Source organism: Microvirga ossetica (assembly GCF_002741015.1).
GTDB lineage: Bacteria > Pseudomonadota > Alphaproteobacteria > Rhizobiales > Beijerinckiaceae > Microvirga > Microvirga ossetica.
Map to the genome: position 1 here is coordinate 828,403 of NZ_CP016617.1, position 19,839 is coordinate 848,241.

The following is a 19,839-nucleotide window of genomic DNA, read 5'->3' on the forward strand; positions in this document are numbered from 1 at the left end:
TTGCAACTGGGTCGGTAGGTCTGTTGACTGCTTCGAGAGACAGGGGCCTCCGTCGATTGAACGTTTGAGGCAGCTTACCTCCGGGCCCATTGGCTTTCCAGCTTCTTGTCTAGGTTGTTCATCAATAGAACCGTGATGGAGTGGACGCCTCAACGGCCCTGGTGTGCCACAGTGGAGGTGTTAATCATCACGTCAGGAAGCGACCATGGCAGAGGTTTGTACGATCGGGCTGGATTTGGCGAAGCATGTATTCCAGGCTCACGGAGCCGATGTATCTGGAGCAGTCCTGTTCCGCAAGAAGTTGCGGCGGGCTCAGGTGCTATCATTCTTTGCGACTCAGCCGCCCTGTACCGTGGCCAGGGAGGCCTGCGGCAGCGCCCATCACTGGGGGCGCGAGATCGGCAAGCTCGGTCATGCCGTGCGGCCGCGTGCCCATCATGGCGGCATACGACCTGTTCCCCATCTTCGCGGCGGCGCTGAGATCTTCGAAGGTCGCGCGCTCCTTCTCGGACAAACCCGCCGGCGCGGGCCCGTCGGCAGCGAGCACCGCGGCCACCTCGGGCGGAACGATTGCCGGCAGGTTGATATGGATGCCCAGCAGGCAGGTCGGCGCCTGGCGCGCCATCGCGCTGGAGACGGGCGAGCCCCAGTCACCCCCCTGGGCGACGTAGCGGGTGTAGCCGAGGCGCTGCATCAGCTGTGCCCAGGTTCGCGCGATTCGGTCGGGACCCCAGCCGGCGCCCGTCGGCTTACCGGAGAAGCCATAGCCGGGCAATGACGGGATCACCACGTCGAACGCGTCCTCCGCGGGTCCGCCGTGCGCGGGTGGATCGGTGAGTGGGCCAATGATCTTGAGCTGCTCGAACACTGAGCCCGGCCAGCCATGAGTGATGATCATGGGCAGGGCGTTGGGATGCTGCGAGCGAACGTGGATGAAGTGAATCCCGACACCGTCGATCCTGGTCATGAACTGCGGCAGGGCATTGAGCTTCGCTTCCGCCTTGTGCCAGTCATAGCCGGTGCCCCAATACTCGACCAGCGGCTTGAGCTTCGCGAGCTGGATGCCTTGCGACTGGTCGTTGACCGTCTCCTTGTCGGGCCACCGCGTCGCCGCGATGCGGCGGCGGAGGTCGACGAGTTGCTCATCCGGAATGCTGACGCGGAAGGGGCGGATCGCGGTGCCGTCGGTAACGGCGCCCGCTGGGGCCGACTGCGCGGCCAATTTCGTGGGAGTCATGCCGACGGCGACTGCCGTGGCAACCTACACCGCGACTGAAGCCGTGAGCAAGGACATCGTCATTCGCCTTGGTGGTCCGGTAACTCACGCGGGACAGGAGCGACGCCGACAAAGCTGTCGATCAAAAGCGGCTCGTCGGGGAGCCAAGGTTCGACGCACGACTTTGAGGTCTGTGAACAGGATACGCCTCTCAGGCGGAGTGGCAAGCGGAGCCGTAGTCGGGACCAGCCCCATCGTTCAAGTCTTCATCCAGCCCCCTTTGCGGTAACGTGACCTCGCGATCGAGGATCCTATACCTGAAGGTTGCACCTGAACCGGGCACCAAGGTGCAATCCCGGGTGTTGCCTATGGACCTTGTGTTCACCGTCTGTGGCAGTGCGGCCAATGAGGCCTGCCCGACCTGGCCGGTCACGACGCACTGGGGCGTTTCCGAATGCCGCCACCGGATCCGAGGCGGAGATCGCCGTTGCCTTCGATGAGGCCTATCGCATGCTGCGGCGCCGGATCGAGCTCCTGCTGGCGATCCCGATCGGATCCATCGATCGACTCGCGCTCGAGGAAAGCCTGCGGGAGATCGGGAGGTCTGATCCCGCCCTGCCCCCGAGCAGACAGCCCAGTGAGCGGGAAGAAACGGCATGATCCGTTCACTCGCTCATTCAGTCCAATCGAAGTCGTCTTCCCTGGCGTTGAGCATGGCGGCCAGGGTACGCAGGCCGGTATCGAGCTGATCCATTGCCGGAGATGCCAACGCCAGCCTGACGGCGTTCGGGGCATGGCCCGGCGTGACGGCGAAGGTCGTGGACGGCGTCAACGCGATGTCGCGCCGGGCCGCGGCCGCGACAAAGGTCTGCGAACGCCAATGGGCCGGCAGCGTCAGCCAAAGATGATAGGATTTCTCGTTCGCCTGGATCTCGAAAGCCGAAAGACGATCGGCCGCCAGTTTCTGACGCGCGCGGGCATCGAGGCGCTTCAATCGCGAAAGCTCGGCAACGACGCCCTCGTTCATCAGCCGCTCAGCCGCGGCCAACGCAAATCCTGAGGCAGTCCATCCCCCCGAACGCACCGACGTCCTCACGCTTTCACGCAGCCGCTGCGGCGGCACGATGAAGCCAAGCGCCAGACCGGGAGCGACCTTCTTGGAGAGGCTGTCGATGGCGATGCAGGATTCAGGCGCGATCGCGGCAAGCGGCGGCTCGCTGTCGAGGAAGCCGTAGACATTGTCCTCGATGATCGGAAGGTCGAGCTTTTCGACGACGCGCACGAGATCGGTCCTGCGCGTCGGGGGCATCGTCATCCCCAGGGGATTGTGGACCGCCGGCTGAACATAGATGGCCGAGAGATGGGCCTCACGATGCGCCTTTTGCACCGCGTCCGGCTGGACACCGTCCTTGTCCATCGCCAGCGGCACCAGCGCAATCCCGAGCCGGGCGGCGATCCCCTTGATGAAGGGGTAGGTCAAGGCCTCCACGCCGCAGCGGCCGCCCGCGGGAACGACTGCGGCCAGCGCGGCGGCAATGCTCTGCCGGCCGTTGCCGGTGAAGACGAGTTGCTCCGGGGAGACGGACCATGCGCCCTGCGACAGGTGTTCGGCGGCGACGCTCCTGACCGCCGGCGTCCCGACGCTGGTCGCCTGTCGCAAGGCGGCATCGAGCGCCTCGGATTTCTCCAGGCCCTCCAGGCTTTTGGCGATGAGCGCCGTCTGATCTGGGAGCAATGGATAATTGAACTCGAGATCGATCCGGATGCCGCGCGGTTCGCCTGGCGCCGCCACGCCGCGCCTGGCCTCGCCCGCGATGAAAGTACCCCTGCCGACCTCCCCGACCACGTGGCCGCGCCGCAACAGCTCCGCATAGACGCGGCTCGCGGTCGAGACCGCGATCTTGCGCTCGTAGGCGAAGCTGCGCTGGGGAGGCAGGCGGTCGCCGGGCTTGAGGGTGCCATCCGCGATTTCCGCAGCGATGGCGTCGGCCAGCTTCAGGTATTCGGATTTCGACACAATTGCACCGAGAGCAATACTTTTATTGCTCCGAGCATCGTACAGGAGCATTCTGCCGACATCAACCCGATTGTACCTGGCATTGCTGCGGAGCAAGCACTGGAGATCAGACATGTCCGCAACCCTTTCGACCATCATCCATCCAGCCGGAGCGTCGAGGACCGGCGCAGGCCTTCTGACGGTCACCGCCTCTTGGAAGAGGATCAGGCGCCATTTCGCCCGTCGTGCGGCCGTTGCACACCTCCGCGAGCTCGATGACGAAGGACTCCGGGACATCGGCCTCGCGTATTCCGAGATCGAGGCTGCGGTCCACGGCTTCATGACTGCTCCTAACCGGGCGAGGATGCGATGATCGCCTCCCCGGCCGCGCCGGAGCTGACAGCAGTCACGATCCTGGTCGCGTTTGCCGGCGTCTTCCTGATCTGCTTCATGAAGGGCGCGTTCGGCGGCGGGTTCTCCATCGTGGGCATTCCGCTGTTGTCGATTGTGATGGATCCGGTGACGGCCGGCGGCCTCCTCGCTCCCCTGCTGGTGGCGATGGACCTGTTCGCCTTGCGCTACTGGAAGCCCTCGACATGGTCGAAGCCGGACCTCGTGCGGCTGTTGCCGGGGCTCGTGATCGGGATCGGGTTCGGCTATCTGCTGTTCCGCGTTCTGGACCATCGCGCCATCGCGATCATGATGGCGGCGATCACCTTGGTCTTCGTCGGCCTGTGGCTCGTGAGCGGCGCGAACGTGACGATCCGCCCGCGTTCGTCGCCGAAGGCGGTCGCTGCCGGCCTCGCATCGGGCATCAGCACCATGGTGGCGCATTCGGGCGGACCGCCGCTCGCGATGTATCTGCTGCCACTCGGCCTCAGCAAGGACGTCTATGCGGGAACGACGAGCCTGTTCTTCACCGTCGGCAATGCGACCAAGGCGGTGCCGTGGCTGCTGCTGGTGAGACCGGCGGGCAATGACTGGACACTGATGGCGGCCTGCCTGCTCGCCATTCCCAGCGGCGTGTGGTTGGGTTGGCGGCTTCACGGAAGGCTGGACCAGCGTCAGCTTTATCGGGCCTGCTACGGGTTGCTGGTCGTGACGGCGTTGAAACTGTTGTGGGATGGTGTTTCCGGCTATCTCGCGTAAATTTAGACTGTGTATGTCTGCTGTTGGTCGTGCCTCTGTGACATCAGCGTCACCCTGCGGGCACCTTGATCCTGATCATGTAGGGACCCGGCTCCAATGGCTCGCGACATACGAGATCATCTGTTTCTGGACGATCTGCAGGTCTGCCCGCCCTTCACCAGCCCATCGCACCACAGTGCTGCCGAGCAGAACAAAGGTTCGGGGAGGAGTTTGACGAGCAACTCCTCCTCCTCAACAATGGCGACGCTCCTTCGCAAAAGCTCGGTGACTGTCTTTTCGCCCAAGCAGCAGGCCCATCCGACCGTTATCCGTGATGCTCGGGAACGCGCGGCAGGGGTGACCCGTCAGTGCTCCTGCGGCCATAGCGTTCCGCCGGCAGGCGATGAGATATGTTTGGCAGGAGTGCTGCCCGCGCTGTTTTGAAGGCAATCCAGTCGGAGATATCCGGTAGTGCTGGAATCGTGACCCGTTCCCCCTGATCGAGACCCGCAAACGCTGCATCGACCATATCGCCGGTCTCCATGACGATGTCCTGCGGCAGGGCGTTGATATCGAGCCCGCCCTTCTCCCACAATTCGGTCCGCGTCACGCCGGGCAGCACGGCCTGCACACGCACGCCGTATGGCGCAAGTTCACTGTCGAGCCCTTCGCTGAAGGCGAGAAGATAGGCCTTGCTGGCGCCATAGCCGACACTGATCGCCGGTTGATCGCCGCGAATGGCGACCACGGAGGCGATATTGATGATGTCTCCCCTGCGCCGTTGGGCCAGACCTGGCGCCACCGCTCGCGCCAGGCGCGTCGCCACCACCACGTTGAGCTGGATCATCGCCTCAAGCCGCTCGGGATCCATCTCGACCGTCGGCCCGGCGACCGCGACGCCCGCATTGTTGACGAGCACGGTAATGTCGTCCGCATGGAGCCGCGCCTCGACCTTGCGGATATCGTCCACGTTCGAGAGATCTGCTCGCAGGACTTCGACCTTCACACCCGTCTCACCGATCAGTCGGGTTGCGAGGGCGTTCAACTTTGCCACGTCGCGGGCGACGAGGATGAGATCGTATCCGCGATGGGCGAGACGGTCCGCATAAACCGCTCCGATGCCGGCCGAAGCGCCAGTGACCAGTGCCGTTCCTTGTCCTTTGCTCATATCCAGGTTCCTTCGGTTCAAGAGGAGGGACGCAACAAGGCGAATGCGTCGACCATTCAGGCCGGACGCTCGATGGCGATGGCCGTGGCCTCGCCGCCGCCGATGCACAGAGACGCGACCCCGCGGGACAACCCCTGGCGCTCCAGCGCGTGGAGCAGGGTCACAATCAAACGGGCCCCCGTCGCGCCGATGGGATGGCCGAGGGCGCAGGCACCGCCGTTCACATTCAGGACGTCACGGGGGATCCCGAGGTCCCGCTGCGCTGCCATAGCGACGACCGCGAAGGCCTCGTTGATCTCGAACAGGTCGACATCCCCCACGCTCCAGCCCACTTTGTCGAGCAGCTTGCGGATCGCCGGGATTGGCGCCGTGGTGAACCAGGCCGGATCCTGGGAATGGGTCGCGTGGCCTCGGATCTCAGCCAGAACTGGAAGCCCTTCACGCTCTGCGATGGAACGGCGCGTCAGCACGAGCGCCGCCGCTCCATCGGCATTGGCCGAGGAACTTGCCGGCGTGATCGTGCCATCAGGCCGAAAAGCCGGCTTGAGAGACGGGATCTTCTCCGGCGACACCTTGAGGGGGTTCTCGTCCGTGTCGATCACCGTGTCCCCCGTCTTCCCGGCGATGATGACGGGCGCGATCTCGGCCGCGAACGCGCCCTCCTCGATCGCCCGGCGGGCCCGGGTGAGCGTCTCAACCGCATAGGTGTCCTGGTCGGCCCGGCTGAACTGATAGGCCTCGGCCGTCGCCTCGCCGAAATCTCCCATTGGCCGGCCGCCCTCATAAGCGTCCTCCAAACCGTCCATCATCATGTGGTCGATGAGGCGGTCGTGACCGACGCGATAGCCGCTGCGCGCCTTGGCCAGGAGATACGGCGCATTGGACATGGACTCCATGCCGCCGGAGATAACGATCCCGGCCGAGTCGGCCATGAGGAGATCATGGGCGAGCATGGTCGCCTTCATGCCGGAGCCGCAGACCTTATTGACGGTCGTCGCGCCTGTTGCGTCCGGTAGGCCTGCCCCGCGGGCGGCTTGACGGGCCGGAGCCTGTCCCTGGCCAGCCGGCAACACACAGCCCAGGAGGACCTCGTCGACCTTTTCGGCCGCAAGCCTGGCCCGGTCGAGCGCGGCGCGAATGACATGGCTGCCAAGGCGTGGGGCGCTCAGTCCCGAGAGAGTGCCCTGGAACCGTCCGAGCGGGCTGCGAGCGGCGGAAACGATTACAACTGGATCATGCAATGCCATCAACGTCTCCTTTATATGATGGTTGACATATATGATGATGATCATAATGTAAAGTCCACAAATGACGGAGTTCGGCCATGCGTTACGAGAAGGGCCATAAGGAGCAGACGCGCAAACGCGTCCTCGAGATTGCCGGGGCTCAGTTCCGTGCCAAGGGCATCGAAGGGACCGGCGTCGCCAGTCTGATGGCGGATGCTGGGCTGACCCACGGTGGCTTCTATGCCCATTTCAAATCGAAGGATGACCTCGTCCGGGAAGCCCTGTCAGCCGCCGGTGCGAGCAGCCGTGAGGCATGGGCTGCCGAGGCCAAAGCCGCACGTGAGCGCGGCGAGGATGGGCTTGCGGCCATCGTGCACCGGTATCTGCGCACGGTACACCGCGACCGGCCGGAGGCAGGCTGCGCCGTCGCCACACTCGCGCCCGAGGTCGCCCGCCACAATCCGAAGACCCGCAACAGCATGGCCGAGGCTGCGAGCGACATGGTCGCGGTCATCGCGGCTGAACTGCCCTCGTCCTTCGCCGCGGAGAAGGCGACGGCAACCGCCTATGCGATCTTCGGCCTGTTGATCGGCACGCTGCAGCTTGCCCGCGTGACGACGGATCCGGTCCTCTCCGAGATGATCCTGCGCTCCGGCCAGGAGGCTGCTGTGCGCCTCGCCCGCGAGGGGGCGTCACAAAGCCGTGCACAAACCCCGCCCAACCGGTGACACTGCAATTTGAAGCCTTCGCCCGAATGGAAGATGCTGAAATGGATAAAGAGCGAGAGCGTCTGTTTCTGGACGATCTGCACATCGGCCAGACCTTCACCAGCCCATCGCACAGACTGAATGCCGAACAGATCAAACGGTTCGCGGAGGAGTTCGACCCGCAGCCCTTTCACCTGGATGAGAATGCCGCCGCCCAATCGCTCTTTGCCGGGCTCGCCGCCAGCGGCTGGCACACCGCCGCCCTCACGATGCGATTGCTCGTGAATGGTGGCGCGCCCATCGCCGGCGGCCTCATCGGCGCGGGAGGCGAGATCGCGTGGCCCAAACCGACCCGCCCCGGCGACGAGCTGCAAGTCGTCAGCGAGGTCATGGAGATCATTCCGTCCCGCTCAAAGCCGGACCGGGGCATCGTGGTGTTGCGGAGCGAGACCCGGAACCACCGCGGCGAAGTCGTTCAGGTGCTGACGTCGAAGCTTGTGGTTCCACGGAGCCCGTCCACTTCCGTGTCCTGAGCGTCACCCAATCGAGCGGCAACCGTTCAGGAACAAGCGCGCGCACATGCTGGCCCGCGCCGCGATCTCTTCCGCATCGGGCGCGGGACGTTGGCCCAGCATCACGGCTCGCTGCGGCTCCATGATCATCATGCCGCGCAGCATATCGGCGGCGACACCGGGATCATCGAGCGCGATCAGTCCTTGGTGGCATTTCAGTCGCAGCCAGCTCTCAATGGCCTCCCGGGTGCGCCGGAAGGCGCCCTCGTAAAAGGCCGACCCGAGTTCAGGAAAGCGGTCGCTCTCACTGGTGACGAGCCGGGTGATGGCGATGACTTCGCCATCAAGGGCCAGGTTGCCGTACGCGCCCAGAATGCGCTCGAGCGCCGCCTCAAGCTCGAGGGTTCCGACGCTCGTCTCGTCAATGGCCAGCATGAAGCGGCCAATCCGTTCGGAGCACATGCTCTTGAACAGATCCGCCTTCGTCGGGATCAGGCGGTACATAGTCTTGGTGGAGACGCCGGCCCGCTGGCCCACGGCAGACATGGTGGTCGAGGCGTAGCCGTTCGCCCGGAACTCCAGCGAGGCGGCCTCGAGGATCAGGTGCCGGGTCTCCTCATCGGAACGGATCGGCGGCCGTCCGCGGGAGCGCCGGACAGCATGCTCATTTTGTCGCATGATCATTTTCCAAAATACCGTTGACGGGCTCTTCCCCGAGGTTCATTTTGGAAATTAATAGTTTTCCATAAAAATGCCAAGTGCGTTTAGGGGCTCGCGGGAACGGAAAGGACCCGAACGATGACCCAACATCCGACAGCCTTCACCATCGAGAAGGCGATTCCGGCGGCCGAGGCGATGCCCGACCTGGTGGCACCACGCGAACTCCGCGTTCCCTCTCCCGAGCCCCCGCCGACCGGCGCCGCCTCCACCGCATCCCGCAAGCGCCCCATTCGCAAGCTGTTGCTCGTCGGAGCGAGCCTCATCGCCGTCGCCGGCGCCTCGGACTTCGGCTGGCGGTACTGGACCGTCGGACGTTTCCAGGTCGCGACCGACGACGCCTACGTCAAGGCCGACAACACCACGATCGCCCCGAAGGTCCCCGGCTACATCGCCGCCGTGCTGGTGGGCGACAACGAACCCGTGAGGGCCGGCCAGATCCTGGCCCGCATCGACGACCGGGATTACAAGGTCGCGCTCGAGCAGGCCAAGGCCGATGTCGAGGCCGCCAAGGCCAACATCGCCAACAAGCAGGCGGCGATTGCCGCCCAGCAATCCGCGATCGCCGCCGCCAAGGCCACCGTCGTGGTCGACCAGGCGAACGAGACCTTCGCCGAGCAGGAGGACAAGCGCTATGCCGAGCTCGCCACCAAGGGCTACGGCAGCCTCCAGAATGCGCAGCAGGCGGCCTCGCGCATCGCCGCCGCCCGTGCCACGGTGGTGCGCGACAATGCGGCCCTCGCCAGCGCAACCCGGCAGCTCGACGTGCTCCAGGCCGAGCTCGGGCAGGCGCAGGCGGCCCTTGGCCGCGCCGAGGCGGTGCAGGACCAAGCGAAACTGAACCTCTCCTACACCACCATCGTCACGCCGATCGATGGCGTGATCGGCAACCGCACGCTGCGGGTCGGCCAATACGTCCAGGCCGGGACGCAGCTCATGGCCGTGGTGCCAACGGAAGCGGCCTATATCGTCGCCAATTACAAGGAAACGCAGCTCACCAACGTGCGCGCCGGCCAGCCGGTGACCGTCGAGGTCGACACCTTCCCCGGCCGGGTCTTCCAAGGGCGCGTCGACAGCCTCTCGCCCGCGAGTGGCCAGGAATTCGCGCTACTGCCGCCCGACAATGCCACCGGCAACTTCACCAAGGTGGTCCAGCGCATCCCGGTGAAGATCGTCCTCGACGCCGGCACTCCCCTCGCGGTCGTGCTGCGTCCGGGCATGTCGGTCTATCCGACGATCGACACCAAGGCCGAAGGCACGCGCATCGCCTCCGGCCCCGAACGCAACAGCTAGGACCTGAACGACCGACGCAGGAGACATCTCATGTCCACCGCGACACAGACCATGATGCTCACCACGCCCCGCCCCGTGCCGGCGGCCGCCATCCCGTCCGGCAAGGCAAGCCTCACGTCCTGGATCGCCGTCCTGGCGGGGATGATCGGCGCGTTCATGGCGATCCTGAACATCCAGATCACCAACGCCTCGCTCCTCAACATCGAGGGTGGCATCGGCACCGGCGTCGACAATGGAGCCTGGATCTCGACCTCCTACCTCATCGGCGAGATCGTGGTGATTCCGCTCACCGACTACCTCAGTCGCGTGTTCTCCTTCCGGCGCTTCATCATGACGAACACGCTCCTGTTCGCGCTGTTCTCGATGGCGTGCGCCTTCACGCACGATCTCGGCTCGATGATCGTCATGCGGGGCCTGCAAGGCTTTGCCGGCGGCATCCTCATCCCGATGGCGTTCACCATGGTGCTGACCAAGCTGCCCAAGGCGCAGCAGCCGATCGGCCTCGCCCTCTTCGCGATCTCGGTCACCTTCGCGCCGGCCATCGGCCCGACCATCGGCGGCTACCTGACGGAGAACTACGGCTGGCAGACCATCTTCTTCGTGAACCTGCCGCCCAGCATCGCGATGGTCATCGCGCTCGCCTATTCGCTCGAGAAGACGCCGATGCAGCTGTCCCTGCTCCGGCAGGGCGACTGGGCCGGCATCGTGACCATGGCGATCGGGCTCTCGGCGCTGCAAACCGTGCTCGAAGAGGGCAACAAGGACGACTGGTTCGAGTCACCTTTCATCTTCAACCTGGGTATCGTGGCGGCGGTGTTCCTGGCTGCCTTCGTGGCCATCGAGCTGACGGTGCAGAAGCCGCTCGTCAATCTGCGTCTCCTGAAGCGGCGCAACTTCGGCATCGGCGTGCTCGTCAATGTCCTGGTCGGGTTTGCGCTGTTTGGCACCGTCTTCATCCTGCCGCAATACCTGGGCCAGGTGCAGCACTACAACGCCGAGCAGATCGGCAATGTGCTCGCCTGGACCGGCTTGCCGCAGTTGCTGCTCATCCCGCTTGTGCCGCTGCTGATGAAGCGCTATGACGTGCGTTACATCGGCTTTGTCGGCATCAGCATCTTCGCCGCGAGCTGCTTCATGAACATCACGTTGTCGCTGGACAGCGCGGGCGATCAGTTCTTCCTGCCCAATGTCGTGCGCGCCATCGGCCAGGCCCTGGTGCTGACCCCGCTCAGCAGCATCACGACCGCCGGCATCGCTCCGAGCGAGGCCGGCGAGGCGTCCGGGCTGTCGAACATGCTGCGCAATCTCGGCGGGGCCGTGGGTACCGCGACGCTCGCCACGGTCCTGACCAAGCGCGAGCAGTTCCATTCCAACATCATCGGCCAGTCGGTGACGCTCTACCGCGACGAGGTGCGTCAGCGGATCGACGATCTGACCCAGTACTTCATGGCGCACGGCGTGGCCGATCCGGCGGCCGCGCATCATCGGGCGCTTGCGGCGATTGGCGCGACCGTCCGCCGCCAGGCCCTCGTCATGGGCTTCAGCGACACGTTCGCGGTGATCGGTACGCTGCTTGCGATTGCAGCCGTCGTGCTTCTCTTTGCCCGCAAGGCGGGTGCCGGGAGCGGCACGGGCGGCGGACATTGAGGCGCCGCCGATCACGGAACGGATTCCCGAGCAGGCACGCAAACGTGAGGCTCACGCGGCAAGGCTGGTGCATCACTCCAGGTCGCAGATGAACTGGCGTTCGGCACCGCAGCGCTTACAGACCTGGCTTGAAACGGCGGGCACACGGATCGGTCGGTGGTTCAGGAGATCAGCCTGCTCCTGTGCCAGCCATTGATGACCAAGGACAAGGCATGACAACCGTTTCAAGGTGAACATCGTGAACTCCTTGCAAGTCTCGAATATGAGCACACAATCAACCCGTGTCTCTCACCAACCCACCCAGCGGTGCGAACTCCGCCCCTGTTGCTGCTCGCATTGATGCTAGCGGGCCATGAGAGGCTCGCTGGGTGTTCTCTCGCAGATCCACTTCATGGACTTCCGTGCACGTTGAGCGAATGGCTGGTCGAAGTCACGTGGCTCCGTGATCGGCAGCTGCAGACAGATACTCTGGGCTGGTAGCACCTGACACCAGTCGTGGATCAGCTGTTTGTACGCCCGCCCCACGGCTCGGACGTTACGATCCAAATCATACAGGCCGAGCGGGTTGACGGTGCCGTTCTCCTCCCGCAGGGCGGTGTCCCAGTCGACCTGATCGGTGAGCGAGTACCACGTGAAGCCGATCACCGGCACGCCGGAATTGCGCACGCGCAGGACGTTGGACCACTCCTTCCAGAGCCACTTGACCGCCTCGTCGCCGCGTGGACCTTCTTTGACGTTCGTCTCCGTGTGCATGACCGGCAGCCTGTAGCGGTCGTGATACTGTCGGGTGATCTCGGCATAGCCGAAGACCTCGTCGGAAGCGCTGCTGTGCCCATTGGCCGAGACGAGATGCTCGTTGGTCACGTAGTAGTCGTTGCCCATGATGCAGTGGCGCTTGAGGTTGGCCCGCATGAAGAAGTCGTAGTCTTCCCGGCTCATCCCGTTGTCCAGGAGGTAGACGAACATGTCCGAGTCCACCCGCCGGCTGTAGTTGAGATCGAGCGGAAGAAAGCGGCGGGCGTTGCAGAACTCGGCGACCGGAATCGCATTCGGGCAGTCGGGGTGGAAGTGCTCCGAGGACTCGCTCTGGATGAAGATGGCATCGGCGCGGACGTCGAGGATCGTCCCCATGGCCAGCACATTGGCCTTGACGATGTGTTTCAGGGCCGTGACGAAGGCATGATCGCTTGCCAGTTGCTCGTTCCAATAGCCATAGGCCGCCGAGAACGCGGCGCAGACGAACATCTCGTTCACCGGCGTGTAGAGCTGGATCCAGGGAAAGCGCTCGGCGAAGGCAAGCGCATATCCGGCGAAGAGCTCGGGAAAGTCAGGGTTCTGGAAGTTGCCGACCCAGTCGGGCACCCCGAAGTGACACAGGTCGACGATCGGCACGACATTGCGCTGGTAGAGTTCACCGAAGGTTTCGTCGCAGAAGTCCCAGTCGTAACGCCCCTGCCCGAGCCAGGTCGTGTGGATTGGCGGGCCATACCGCAATACCCTGATGCCGACGTCGTCGAGTAAATCGAAGTCGGTCTTCCAGAGGGTGTAGTGCCCGCACTTTTCCATCTCGTCGATGCGGGTTCGGCCACTATTGATGGTCGGATAGCTGTTCTCGATCCCCGTGGCGAACAGAAACGTCGAAGCGCTCATGGCAGACCTCCTTCATGATGGGGCGGCACGGAACATCTTAATCCTCTGACTGCGCTTTGTGATCGGCCAGGTCGCCCAACAGGCGGGGCAGATCCAATTCCGCGTCCCGCGTCTGGAAGCCGCGTGCCAGCGCAGCCTTGATGCGGCTCTGGGCTTCGGGATCGCGCACACCCTCGCCGAAGAGATCGGAATCGCGCCGGAAATCCTCGCTCGGCGCTAGCGCGACCGCATTGACGCGGCCCTTGACCACGGCCTGGCCAGCCGCCGGGAACTGGGCGATCCGATGGGCCAGCGACCGCACGAAGTCACCAAGGGCAGCGGCGGGCAAAGCCCGGTTGATCCAACCGTAGCGTTCAGCCAGCTCCGCGTCGTAATCGCCTGCGCTCAGCATGACCTCGAGCGCCCTGGCCCGGCCCATGAGGCGCACGAGATGTTGGACGCCTCCCGCACCGGGGACCAGGCCGAACGCCGGCTCTGGCTGACTGAAGAGCGCAGTCTCGCGCGCGGCAAAGCGCATGTCGCACGCCAGGACAAACTCGCTCCCGGCGCCGCGGACGCGGCCCTCGATCTGCGCGATCGAGACCAGGCGGCTTGTGCTGAGGTGACGGAACAGCAGGGCGATCGAGGCTTCGCCGGTCAGCTTGGCCGCCTCCTCCCGGTATTCCCTGATCCGGGTGACATCGACATGGGGGATGAAATAGTCGGGGTCGGCGCTCCTGAAGACGAGCACCTGGACGGCGGCGTCGGCTTCGGCCCGCTGAATGAGGGAGACCAGATCGCGGACCAGTTCAGGCCCCAGGAGATTCATGGGCGGGGCCTTGATGTCGGCGAACAGGACGGCTGCCTCCCTGCGTACGGCGATCGTCTCGTAGACCGGATGGTCCTCCGTCGGGGTCCTGGTTGGCCTCATGGGGTCCTCCTTCGGGTAATCACCTCCCCCGGCTGGTGCAGCCGGGTGGAGGGCTCAGCCCTCCCGGGATTTCGCGATCGTCCGACCCGACTGGAGAACGCCAACGCCGACGAGGATCGTGGCCATCGCGAGAACGTCAACCGCCTGCACCGGCTCTCCCGCGAGGACCGCTCCGATGACCAGGGCGACAACCGGCGGGATGTAAGTGACGCTCGAGGCCGCCACGGCCCCGAGCCGGTCGACGATCAGGTAGTAGAGGATGTAGGCGACGCCGGTGCCGAGGAAACCCAGTCCGACGATGAGGCCGAGCGCGGCGCGGATGTCGCCGAAGACCTGCATGATGCCGCCGAGATCGGTGGTGGCCAAGAGGATCGCGAGGGCGAGGCCGATCTGGTAGGTGGTCAGCGCCAGCGGCGGCAGCCCGAGCGGGCTGATGAACTTCCGGGCGTAGACGAAGGAGCAGCCGACGCTGAAGGAGCCCGCAACCATCCAGAGGACGCCTGCGACGTTCACGGTGCCGATGTCCTGGCTCCATGGCCGTGCGATCAGGAGGACGCCGAGGAAGCCGAGCAGCGTTCCGCCGATCGAGCGGATATTCAGCGGCTCTTCGCGCAGGAACGCGGCCGCGGTGACGAAGGTGAAGAGCGGTATGGCCCCGCTCAGCATTCCGGCCACGCTCGACAGGAGCAGGGCCGTGCCCTTGGCGAAGGCGATGTAGTAGAAGTCCGTCGCCAGCAGCGCCATCACGAGAAAGTGGTGGGCGTGGTGCCAGTCACGCCAGTGCAGCGCCCCCGTTGCGACCGCGAACGGCATCGTCAACTTAACGGGTTGGGTTAGGACTGCCCGTCATGGATCATCAGATTATAACCCAGCGGCGATGTCAGTCACCTCGGCCCAGGTTGTAAAGGCCCGGGCCCGGGCTTTGCGATGATCAGCGGCGTTGGTATTGGCAGGACGGCGGAAGAGATTTCCAACTTGATCGTGGACTGAGAGGAAGCGCTGGGCCTGCCCGGCTGATTTGAAGCACTTCATGACGCGTTCGCGCCTTCGTGTCAGCTGATGGCTGTTTTCCGCGCGATTGTTTAAGCCCTTGTGCTGCCGATGCTCCACGCCCGGCATGACAATCCGCTTCGCGGCGGCGTAGCTGGACAGCTTGTCCGTGATCATCACGCGAGGAGCGATGCCCTGCTTCTTGAGCAGCTTGCGCAGCAGGCGCTTGGCCGCTTTGGCATTCCGGCGACTTTGAACCAGGATGTCGAGCACAACACCGTGCTGGTCGACAGCGCGCCAGAGCCAATGCTTCCGGCCGGCGATCTTGATCACGACCTCGTCGAGGTGCCACTTGTCTCCTGCTGCCGGAAGGCGCCTGCGGATCTGGTTTGCAAAGTCCTGACCGAACTTCATTGCCCACTGCCGCACCGTCTCATGGCTGACCTCGATGCCTCGGGCCGCCAGCATCTCCTCAACCATGCGCAGGCTGAGCGGAAACCGGAAATACAACCAAACAGCATGGCTGATCATCTCAGCCGGGTAGCGGTGGCGGGCATAACGGGGATGGTGGGTCTTCTTCATCCCTCACACATGTCAGAATTCCGTCACCTCCGAGTTAAATTGACGGTGCCGTCGGAACTGTCCGATTGACGCCCAAGGACTTCAAGCCCAGAGTCGAAGCCTTTGGAGGTCTCGGAGACCTGATCCTCAGAGCCCCGTTCCGCTCCGTCCCCAGCTCGAAGCCATCTTGCTCTGGTGACTCACTCCTGATCCGTGTTCCAGATGTCGGCCACGATTTTCCAGTCGCCGCCTTCCTTTCGGTAGAGGACCAAGTCCTTGCCGGAGAAAGTCATGGGCTGTTCGTCTTTTGTAGTAACTTTCCATGTGCCAATGCGGGCAACGGTATCCGATCCCAAAGGGATAACGTCCGTGGTCGTGAGCTTGATCGTGCTGAGCTGCTCAAGACCTGCTTTCCAGTGTGCGGCGATGGCCTGCTGACCCTTTAGGCGCGGCGCGTGGTTAGGTAGCAGCACAGCATCCTTGGCGAACAAATCAGTGATACCCTGTGCGTCGCCTTTCTTGAACGCAGCTATGAACTTGTCGGATATGGCTTGGATCTCGGGCTCGACAACTACGGAACGGGTCATCTCGGCACCCTCCCACGCGGCGGATGCCGCACGGGAATATTGAGCCGCACTTCCCCCGCCGACAAGTAAGCTCGGAGCGTGATCGCGTAATTCGCAGAAGCCCTTTATGGAACCTGATTTTGCGTATTCGCGAAGTCTTCCCGGCGGTTGATGGAACGCCTCGCTGGCTATGCAGTAAAACCGGCTCCGAAGAGCGCCTCGGCAGGGTTGCGAATACTGGCGATAACTTTCAGCTGAGCCTTCCGAAATTCCCGCCCGGTTAATCTCGTTGAAAGCGCCCCTGCCTGACTGGCGTAGGATGTGGACGTTCATCCCTGATGAGCACGTACTCCACTCAACCTGCTCCCTCCCGGTCGCCGGCAAGGGAGCCTTTCCGTGGGGCGTGTGAGGAGGAGAGATCGATGACACGGGAAGAGAGCGAGACCGTAATTCGCCGGCTCGTCGAAGAATGGGTCGAACTCAGGGGAGTAACGCAAGGGCAGAGCGAGGCGCCGAGCTTCTCGGACTTCTACGCGTGGCTCCAGCAAGACTATTCGCCTTACTTAGACTTCCGGAGTGCAACATCAGTCCGAGCCGATGTTGAGCGTTGGTTTGACGACGAACTCGGCCAAGACTGGCTGAACTAAACCACTTCCACTATTGGCGACCACTCCGGCTCGACCTCGTGCTTGGTCGCGACGGCGAGCACCTGGGTGCCGTCCATCGAGCACGGTTTCAGCTTGGTCCAAGAAAATGCCCCTCACGAGAGATTGTGTGAAGGGCCTGAAGTGAGGCGAAGGCCAAAGTTGAAGGGTTACGCGGCCTTCGTGCAGGGCTAACGGCTCAGGGCCAAGAGTTATTCCACCGGCTGGCGTAATTTCTATCGGTGAGCCACCACTTGCAGGGCTTGTGGCCGTTACAGCGTGCTGAGCGTCTATCGGACCCACGCGAGCTGATTCCTCCACAGGAACCGAGAATTGCTCGAGACCGGCCGGGTTATCCTTCCTTCCCATTGCTGATTCACGAGGGGAGCGGATGACCCGTGCGGGCGACAATCTCATTGAAGCCACCGCTCGTGCGCTGTTGCGCGGGCACCGTCAACTGAACCGAGAAAAGGCCGCTTTCTGCTGTTTTCAGCAATTCCCGGGCAAGGCTAAGCTACTGAAAATGCGTGACCTGCTCCGGATCTAAGCACCACAGAGAGCAAGTAAGGGCGTTAAATTGACGGTGCCGGCAAGAGCCCGGCTGTGTAGCTCCAATGGTTTGAGTCTGCCTGGGCCTGTTCAAAAAGGCCTCTACTTGCTTGATCTGGCAATGTCCTCACGTTGCTCCGATCTGGTGGCGCAGCCTCTGGACACCTTCGCCGCACTCCCGCGTTGATCAGGGATGCAATACATCTGTGATGCCCCGGGCTCGAAGACCTGGTTTCGGATTGAAACCGAAGGTGAAGCCGCGCTCGAGTCGGATGTGATGGGCCACGTGGTTGAGAAATACTTTCGCGAAGCCTGGGAGAGTGCAACGAGCACCTATCGCTCGACCTCCAGCCCCTTTGTTGAGCAGAACATTGGCCTCAAGGCTCACGTGCAGCGTGTCATGCCCCTGTTCCTTACGTTGCGCACTGCGGAGGGGGCAGCCCTCGTTACAGCCATGCTGCCGCCGGGCGGGCGCTATGACCCGGCTTTCAGGATCATCATTGTGGGCCCTGAAAACCAGGATCCCTACCCTGAGCATAGTGAGGCCATTCGCAAACTGGGGGAGCATTTCGGCCTCAGCCTCGAGCGCGTCCGGTGCTATCCATATGCTGGAACTGCTCCATCCCGAAGATAAGCTGGCCTGCGCCTGCCCTCCTGGAGAACCGTTCCAGTCGACGGCTGGACCCCTGCCCACCTATCGCCTGACGACCGGTGTTCTCAAGCGAGCGACAGCTCTGAGTCGAACTCCGTATTTTCGGCAACCTGCTGCACAGCCTCCTTTTCGCTGATACCAAGACGCTCAATCCAAGCATTCGAAACGACTTGGATGGGGAGCATGAGGATCCCTGGTGAATCCAGCGAGTGGGCCCCTTCTGAGAGAAGCGATCAAGCCCGGTCAGCGGCTGTGCAGTGAAAGCCAAGACCACGGGCGACGTTGTTGCCACACAGTTCCTTATGCTCTCCATCTTGCAGCGAAGAGCGGCATCTCCAAACACGACATCGGTGCAGTATTGGATGGCCTTAAGGATATCGAGGAGGCGATGCTCGAAAAGCTTGCAGCAGTACTCAAAGTCGCCCAGGACCGCTTGATCTAAGTTCTCGCCCCCAGGCAGCCTCGGGGCACGAGCACTGACCTGAAGGTTGCTACGCGCCTGGGTGCAATTGTCCAGGAGAAAACTTTCCCCGAGCCGCTCCATCTCAGAGTACCATGCTGCACCTCACAGGCAATTCCCAACAGGTCCAGCGTTTCAAGAGGTCCAGCGGGATCAACTACCCGCTTTGATTTTTATTGTCCTGGCTTCTGCCTGTTCAGCTCTGGGAACCATTAGCTGGAGCACACCATTTGTCAGTGTCGCCTCGATCTTATCGGCATCGAAATCCCCTGACAGAGTAAAGTCGCACTCAAAATCGCCGACCTGGTACTCCTGGTAGATCGGGCTGTATCCCTCGGGCGCATGATCCTCGACTGCCGCGTGAATATTCAGGGCCCGCCTATCAAGCGTGATCGTTAGGCCGTCCGGCTTGGCGCCTGGCGTATCTGCCAGCAGCATCAGCCCAATGTCCGTCTCACAAATATCCACCCGAGGCCTAAAGGTTCGGCCCGAGCGCGTGCGCTCCCCGCCCTGACGCTCTGCGGGCATCTTCTGCTCAGCTTGGTTCGGTTGCTCGGCCTCGACCTGCTGCCCCTGGGGCTTCTTGGCCATGAGAACCTCCTCCTGTTTGGAACTGCTTCAAGCTGTAACGCGGATGCGCTTTGGCTTGTCGTGCTCAGGACGCTGCAGGGACAGCGTCAAAACACCCTCCTTCAACGTCGCGTCTACTTTGTCAGGGTCCACCTGGAAGGGAAGTCCGAAGGTCCGAACAAAGCTACCCCGACCCCGCTCTCGGCGGTGGTAAGCCCGGGCCTCGTCCGGCTGATCCTGGCGCTCTCCGCGAAGTGTTACCGTGTCGCGGTGCACTGTGATTTCCAAGTCGTCGGTTCGCACGCCAGGCAGTTCGGCCGTGATGACGATCCCGTCTTGATGAGCATAAACGTTGATTGCTGGAAAGGTCGCTCGCGGTGCAGCCGCGCTTTGGGCGAGCCGATTAACCTCCTCTTGGAGGAGGCGCATGTCGCGGAATGGGCCGCCGTAGAACATGTTCGTAGTCATGGGCGTGTCACTCCTCCTCTGCGGTCACTAGAGCGCACCTTGACCCCGTACCGCTCTGAACGTTCACCGATTTCGTGCGCTCGAACCAACCTTTGGTCTTGGACAACATCGGATTACCCGCATCGATGTAGGCGCGGTCGTCCTACATGATCTCCCTTCCATCCTGCCCATTACCGCGCCTGCGCATCCCATCCAGGGATCGTGATCTT

Annotated in this window: 22 protein-coding genes and 2 pseudogenes; 11 read left to right on the top strand and 13 right to left on the bottom strand. The window is 63.2% G+C overall.

Going from position 1 to position 19,839, the window contains the following annotated elements:
- Nucleotides 1–205: 205 nt before the first annotated feature.
- Nucleotides 206–424 (top strand): annotated as a pseudogene (locus BB934_RS49540) (IS110 family transposase); the annotation flags it as partial.
- On the opposite strand, the pseudogene BB934_RS31835 reads toward BB934_RS49540, so the two are convergent.
- Nucleotides 353–1,210 (bottom strand): annotated as a pseudogene (locus BB934_RS31835) (epoxide hydrolase family protein); the annotation flags it as partial. The pseudogenes BB934_RS49540 and BB934_RS31835 sit on opposite strands and share 72 nt — an antisense overlap.
- A 411-nt stretch (nt 1,211–1,621) precedes the next feature.
- Here BB934_RS31835 and BB934_RS31840 point away from each other — a divergent pair.
- Nucleotides 1,622–1,876: a hypothetical protein gene (locus tag BB934_RS31840; protein ID WP_099513865.1), complete on the top strand. Its 255-nt coding sequence runs from the start codon at nt 1,622–1,624 to the stop codon at nt 1,874–1,876.
- A gap of 13 nt (nt 1,877–1,889) precedes the next feature.
- Here the strand turns inward: BB934_RS31840 and BB934_RS31845 are convergent, their stop codons facing one another.
- Nucleotides 1,890–3,233: an aminotransferase-like domain-containing protein gene (locus BB934_RS31845; protein WP_099514295.1), complete on the bottom strand. Its 1,344-nt coding sequence runs from the start codon at nt 3,231–3,233 to the stop codon at nt 1,890–1,892.
- 112 nt (nt 3,234–3,345) lie between these two features.
- On the opposite strand from BB934_RS31845, the gene BB934_RS31850 reads away from it, so the two are divergent.
- Nucleotides 3,346–3,585 (top strand): YjiS-like domain-containing protein, encoded by a 240-nt coding sequence (locus BB934_RS31850; RefSeq protein WP_099511583.1) that lies wholly within the window; start codon nt 3,346–3,348, stop codon nt 3,583–3,585.
- Complete coding sequence (locus tag BB934_RS31855) at nt 3,582–4,361, top strand: sulfite exporter TauE/SafE family protein (protein WP_099513866.1); 780 nt, start codon at nt 3,582–3,584, stop codon at nt 4,359–4,361. Before BB934_RS31850 ends, BB934_RS31855 begins: the two co-directional genes overlap by 4 nt.
- A gap of 304 nt (nt 4,362–4,665) precedes the next feature.
- Here the strand turns inward: BB934_RS31855 and BB934_RS31860 are convergent, their stop codons facing one another.
- Both BB934_RS31860 and BB934_RS31865 read right to left on the bottom strand, forming a co-directional pair.
- Nucleotides 4,666–5,508, bottom strand: coding sequence for an SDR family NAD(P)-dependent oxidoreductase (locus BB934_RS31860; protein WP_099513867.1), 843 nt, complete (start codon nt 5,506–5,508; stop codon nt 4,666–4,668).
- A 56-nt stretch (nt 5,509–5,564) separates the two neighbouring features.
- Nucleotides 5,565–6,755 carry an acetyl-CoA C-acyltransferase gene (locus tag BB934_RS31865; protein WP_099513868.1) on the bottom strand — a complete coding sequence of 397 codons (1,191 nt, stop codon included), beginning with the start codon at nt 6,753–6,755 and terminating at the stop codon, nt 5,565–5,567.
- 77 nt (nt 6,756–6,832) lie between these two features.
- Between BB934_RS31865 and BB934_RS31870 the strand changes: the two genes are divergently transcribed.
- Both BB934_RS31870 and BB934_RS31875 read left to right on the top strand, forming a co-directional pair.
- Complete coding sequence (locus BB934_RS31870) at nt 6,833–7,462, top strand: TetR/AcrR family transcriptional regulator (RefSeq protein ID WP_099513869.1); 630 nt, start codon at nt 6,833–6,835, stop codon at nt 7,460–7,462.
- A gap of 41 nt (nt 7,463–7,503) precedes the next feature.
- Nucleotides 7,504–7,974 (top strand): MaoC family dehydratase, encoded by a 471-nt coding sequence (locus BB934_RS31875; RefSeq protein ID WP_099513870.1) that lies wholly within the window; start codon nt 7,504–7,506, stop codon nt 7,972–7,974.
- 3 nt (nt 7,975–7,977) lie between these two features.
- Here BB934_RS31875 and BB934_RS31880 read toward each other — a convergent pair whose 3' ends face one another.
- Nucleotides 7,978–8,631, bottom strand: a complete 654-nt coding sequence (locus BB934_RS31880; RefSeq protein WP_099514296.1) for a TetR/AcrR family transcriptional regulator — start codon at nt 8,629–8,631, stop codon at nt 7,978–7,980.
- Nucleotides 8,632–8,751: 120 nt separating this feature from the next.
- Between BB934_RS31880 and BB934_RS31885 the strand changes: the two genes are divergently transcribed.
- Nucleotides 8,752–9,963: an HlyD family secretion protein gene (locus tag BB934_RS31885; RefSeq protein WP_099513871.1), complete on the top strand. Its 1,212-nt coding sequence runs from the start codon at nt 8,752–8,754 to the stop codon at nt 9,961–9,963.
- Between the two features lie 54 nt (nt 9,964–10,017).
- A complete protein-coding gene (locus BB934_RS31890) occupies nt 10,018–11,610 on the top strand; it encodes an MDR family MFS transporter (RefSeq protein WP_099514297.1) in 1,593 nt (530 codons plus the stop codon).
- A 342-nt stretch (nt 11,611–11,952) separates the two neighbouring features.
- Here the strand turns inward: BB934_RS31890 and BB934_RS31900 are convergent, their stop codons facing one another.
- The 5 genes from BB934_RS31900 to BB934_RS47600 all read right to left on the bottom strand — a co-directional run bounded on the left by BB934_RS31900 (nt 11,953) and on the right by BB934_RS47600 (nt 16,308).
- A complete protein-coding gene (locus BB934_RS31900) occupies nt 11,953–13,260 on the bottom strand; it encodes a family 1 glycosylhydrolase (RefSeq protein WP_099513873.1) in 1,308 nt (435 codons plus the stop codon).
- Between the two features lie 37 nt (nt 13,261–13,297).
- A complete protein-coding gene (locus tag BB934_RS31905; RefSeq protein ID WP_099513874.1) occupies nt 13,298–14,170 on the bottom strand; it encodes an enoyl-CoA hydratase/isomerase family protein in 873 nt (290 codons plus the stop codon).
- A 54-nt stretch (nt 14,171–14,224) separates the two neighbouring features.
- Nucleotides 14,225–14,983 (bottom strand): DMT family transporter, encoded by a 759-nt coding sequence (locus BB934_RS31910; protein ID WP_099514298.1) that lies wholly within the window; start codon nt 14,981–14,983, stop codon nt 14,225–14,227.
- A gap of 48 nt (nt 14,984–15,031) precedes the next feature.
- Nucleotides 15,032–15,742: an IS6 family transposase gene (locus tag BB934_RS31915; protein ID WP_099513875.1), complete on the bottom strand. Its 711-nt coding sequence runs from the start codon at nt 15,740–15,742 to the stop codon at nt 15,032–15,034.
- A gap of 179 nt (nt 15,743–15,921) precedes the next feature.
- On the bottom strand, nt 15,922–16,308 hold the full coding sequence (locus BB934_RS47600; protein WP_157934443.1) for a YybH family protein: 387 nt from the start codon (nt 16,306–16,308) through the stop codon (nt 15,922–15,924).
- A gap of 401 nt (nt 16,309–16,709) precedes the next feature.
- Here BB934_RS47600 and BB934_RS31925 point away from each other — a divergent pair, with 401 nt between their 5' ends.
- A complete protein-coding gene (locus BB934_RS31925; RefSeq protein ID WP_099513877.1) occupies nt 16,710–16,934 on the top strand; it encodes a hypothetical protein in 225 nt (74 codons plus the stop codon).
- Between the two features lie 196 nt (nt 16,935–17,130).
- Here BB934_RS31925 and BB934_RS51135 read toward each other — a convergent pair whose 3' ends face one another.
- Nucleotides 17,131–17,265 carry a hypothetical protein gene (locus BB934_RS51135; protein WP_157934496.1) on the bottom strand — a complete coding sequence of 45 codons (135 nt, stop codon included), beginning with the start codon at nt 17,263–17,265 and terminating at the stop codon, nt 17,131–17,133.
- 57 nt (nt 17,266–17,322) lie between these two features.
- On the opposite strand from BB934_RS51135, the gene BB934_RS47610 reads away from it, so the two are divergent.
- Together BB934_RS47610 and BB934_RS31930 are read left to right on the top strand one after the other, a co-directional pair.
- Nucleotides 17,323–17,478, top strand: a complete 156-nt coding sequence (locus BB934_RS47610) for a hypothetical protein (protein ID WP_157934444.1) — start codon at nt 17,323–17,325, stop codon at nt 17,476–17,478.
- A gap of 195 nt (nt 17,479–17,673) precedes the next feature.
- Nucleotides 17,674–18,114, top strand: a complete 441-nt coding sequence (locus BB934_RS31930; RefSeq protein WP_099513878.1) for a hypothetical protein — start codon at nt 17,674–17,676, stop codon at nt 18,112–18,114.
- A 631-nt stretch (nt 18,115–18,745) separates the two neighbouring features.
- Here the strand turns inward: BB934_RS31930 and BB934_RS31940 are convergent.
- Complete coding sequence (locus BB934_RS31940; RefSeq protein WP_099513880.1) at nt 18,746–19,183, bottom strand: Hsp20/alpha crystallin family protein; 438 nt, start codon at nt 19,181–19,183, stop codon at nt 18,746–18,748.
- A gap of 27 nt (nt 19,184–19,210) precedes the next feature.
- Nucleotides 19,211–19,630, bottom strand: a complete 420-nt coding sequence (locus tag BB934_RS31945) for an Hsp20/alpha crystallin family protein (protein ID WP_099513881.1) — start codon at nt 19,628–19,630, stop codon at nt 19,211–19,213.
- Between the last annotated feature and the right edge of the window lie 209 nt (nt 19,631–19,839).

Bases quoted from the DNA above. Each gene is read 5' to 3' on its own strand.
- BB934_RS31840 (WP_099513865.1), top strand. From the start codon at position 1,622: ATGAGGCCTGCCCGACCTGGCCGGTCACGACGCACTGGGGCGTTTCCG.
- BB934_RS31850 (WP_099511583.1), top strand. From the start codon at position 3,346: ATGTCCGCAACCCTTTCGACCATCATCCATCCAGCCGGAGCGTCGAGG.
- BB934_RS31855 (WP_099513866.1), top strand. From the start codon at position 3,582: ATGATCGCCTCCCCGGCCGCGCCGGAGCTGACAGCAGTCACGATCCTG.
- BB934_RS31860 (WP_099513867.1), bottom strand. From the start codon at position 5,508: ATGAGCAAAGGACAAGGAACGGCACTGGTCACTGGCGCTTCGGCCGGC.
- BB934_RS31865 (WP_099513868.1), bottom strand. From the start codon at position 6,755: ATGGCATTGCATGATCCAGTTGTAATCGTTTCCGCCGCTCGCAGCCCG.
- BB934_RS31870 (WP_099513869.1), top strand. From the start codon at position 6,833: ATGCGTTACGAGAAGGGCCATAAGGAGCAGACGCGCAAACGCGTCCTC.
- BB934_RS31875 (WP_099513870.1), top strand. From the start codon at position 7,504: ATGGATAAAGAGCGAGAGCGTCTGTTTCTGGACGATCTGCACATCGGC.
- BB934_RS31880 (WP_099514296.1), bottom strand. From the start codon at position 8,631: ATGCGACAAAATGAGCATGCTGTCCGGCGCTCCCGCGGACGGCCGCCG.
- BB934_RS31885 (WP_099513871.1), top strand. From the start codon at position 8,752: ATGACCCAACATCCGACAGCCTTCACCATCGAGAAGGCGATTCCGGCG.
- BB934_RS31890 (WP_099514297.1), top strand. From the start codon at position 10,018: ATGCTCACCACGCCCCGCCCCGTGCCGGCGGCCGCCATCCCGTCCGGC.
- BB934_RS31900 (WP_099513873.1), bottom strand. From the start codon at position 13,260: ATGAGCGCTTCGACGTTTCTGTTCGCCACGGGGATCGAGAACAGCTAT.
- BB934_RS31905 (WP_099513874.1), bottom strand. From the start codon at position 14,170: ATGAGGCCAACCAGGACCCCGACGGAGGACCATCCGGTCTACGAGACG.
- BB934_RS31910 (WP_099514298.1), bottom strand. From the start codon at position 14,983: ATGCCGTTCGCGGTCGCAACGGGGGCGCTGCACTGGCGTGACTGGCAC.
- BB934_RS31915 (WP_099513875.1), bottom strand. From the start codon at position 15,742: ATGAAGAAGACCCACCATCCCCGTTATGCCCGCCACCGCTACCCGGCT.
- BB934_RS47600 (WP_157934443.1), bottom strand. From the start codon at position 16,308: ATGACCCGTTCCGTAGTTGTCGAGCCCGAGATCCAAGCCATATCCGAC.
- BB934_RS31925 (WP_099513877.1), top strand. From the start codon at position 16,710: ATGACACGGGAAGAGAGCGAGACCGTAATTCGCCGGCTCGTCGAAGAA.
- BB934_RS47610 (WP_157934444.1), top strand. From the start codon at position 17,323: ATGACCCGTGCGGGCGACAATCTCATTGAAGCCACCGCTCGTGCGCTG.
- BB934_RS31930 (WP_099513878.1), top strand. From the start codon at position 17,674: ATGCAATACATCTGTGATGCCCCGGGCTCGAAGACCTGGTTTCGGATT.
- BB934_RS31940 (WP_099513880.1), bottom strand. From the start codon at position 19,183: ATGGCCAAGAAGCCCCAGGGGCAGCAGGTCGAGGCCGAGCAACCGAAC.
- BB934_RS31945 (WP_099513881.1), bottom strand. From the start codon at position 19,630: ATGACTACGAACATGTTCTACGGCGGCCCATTCCGCGACATGCGCCTC.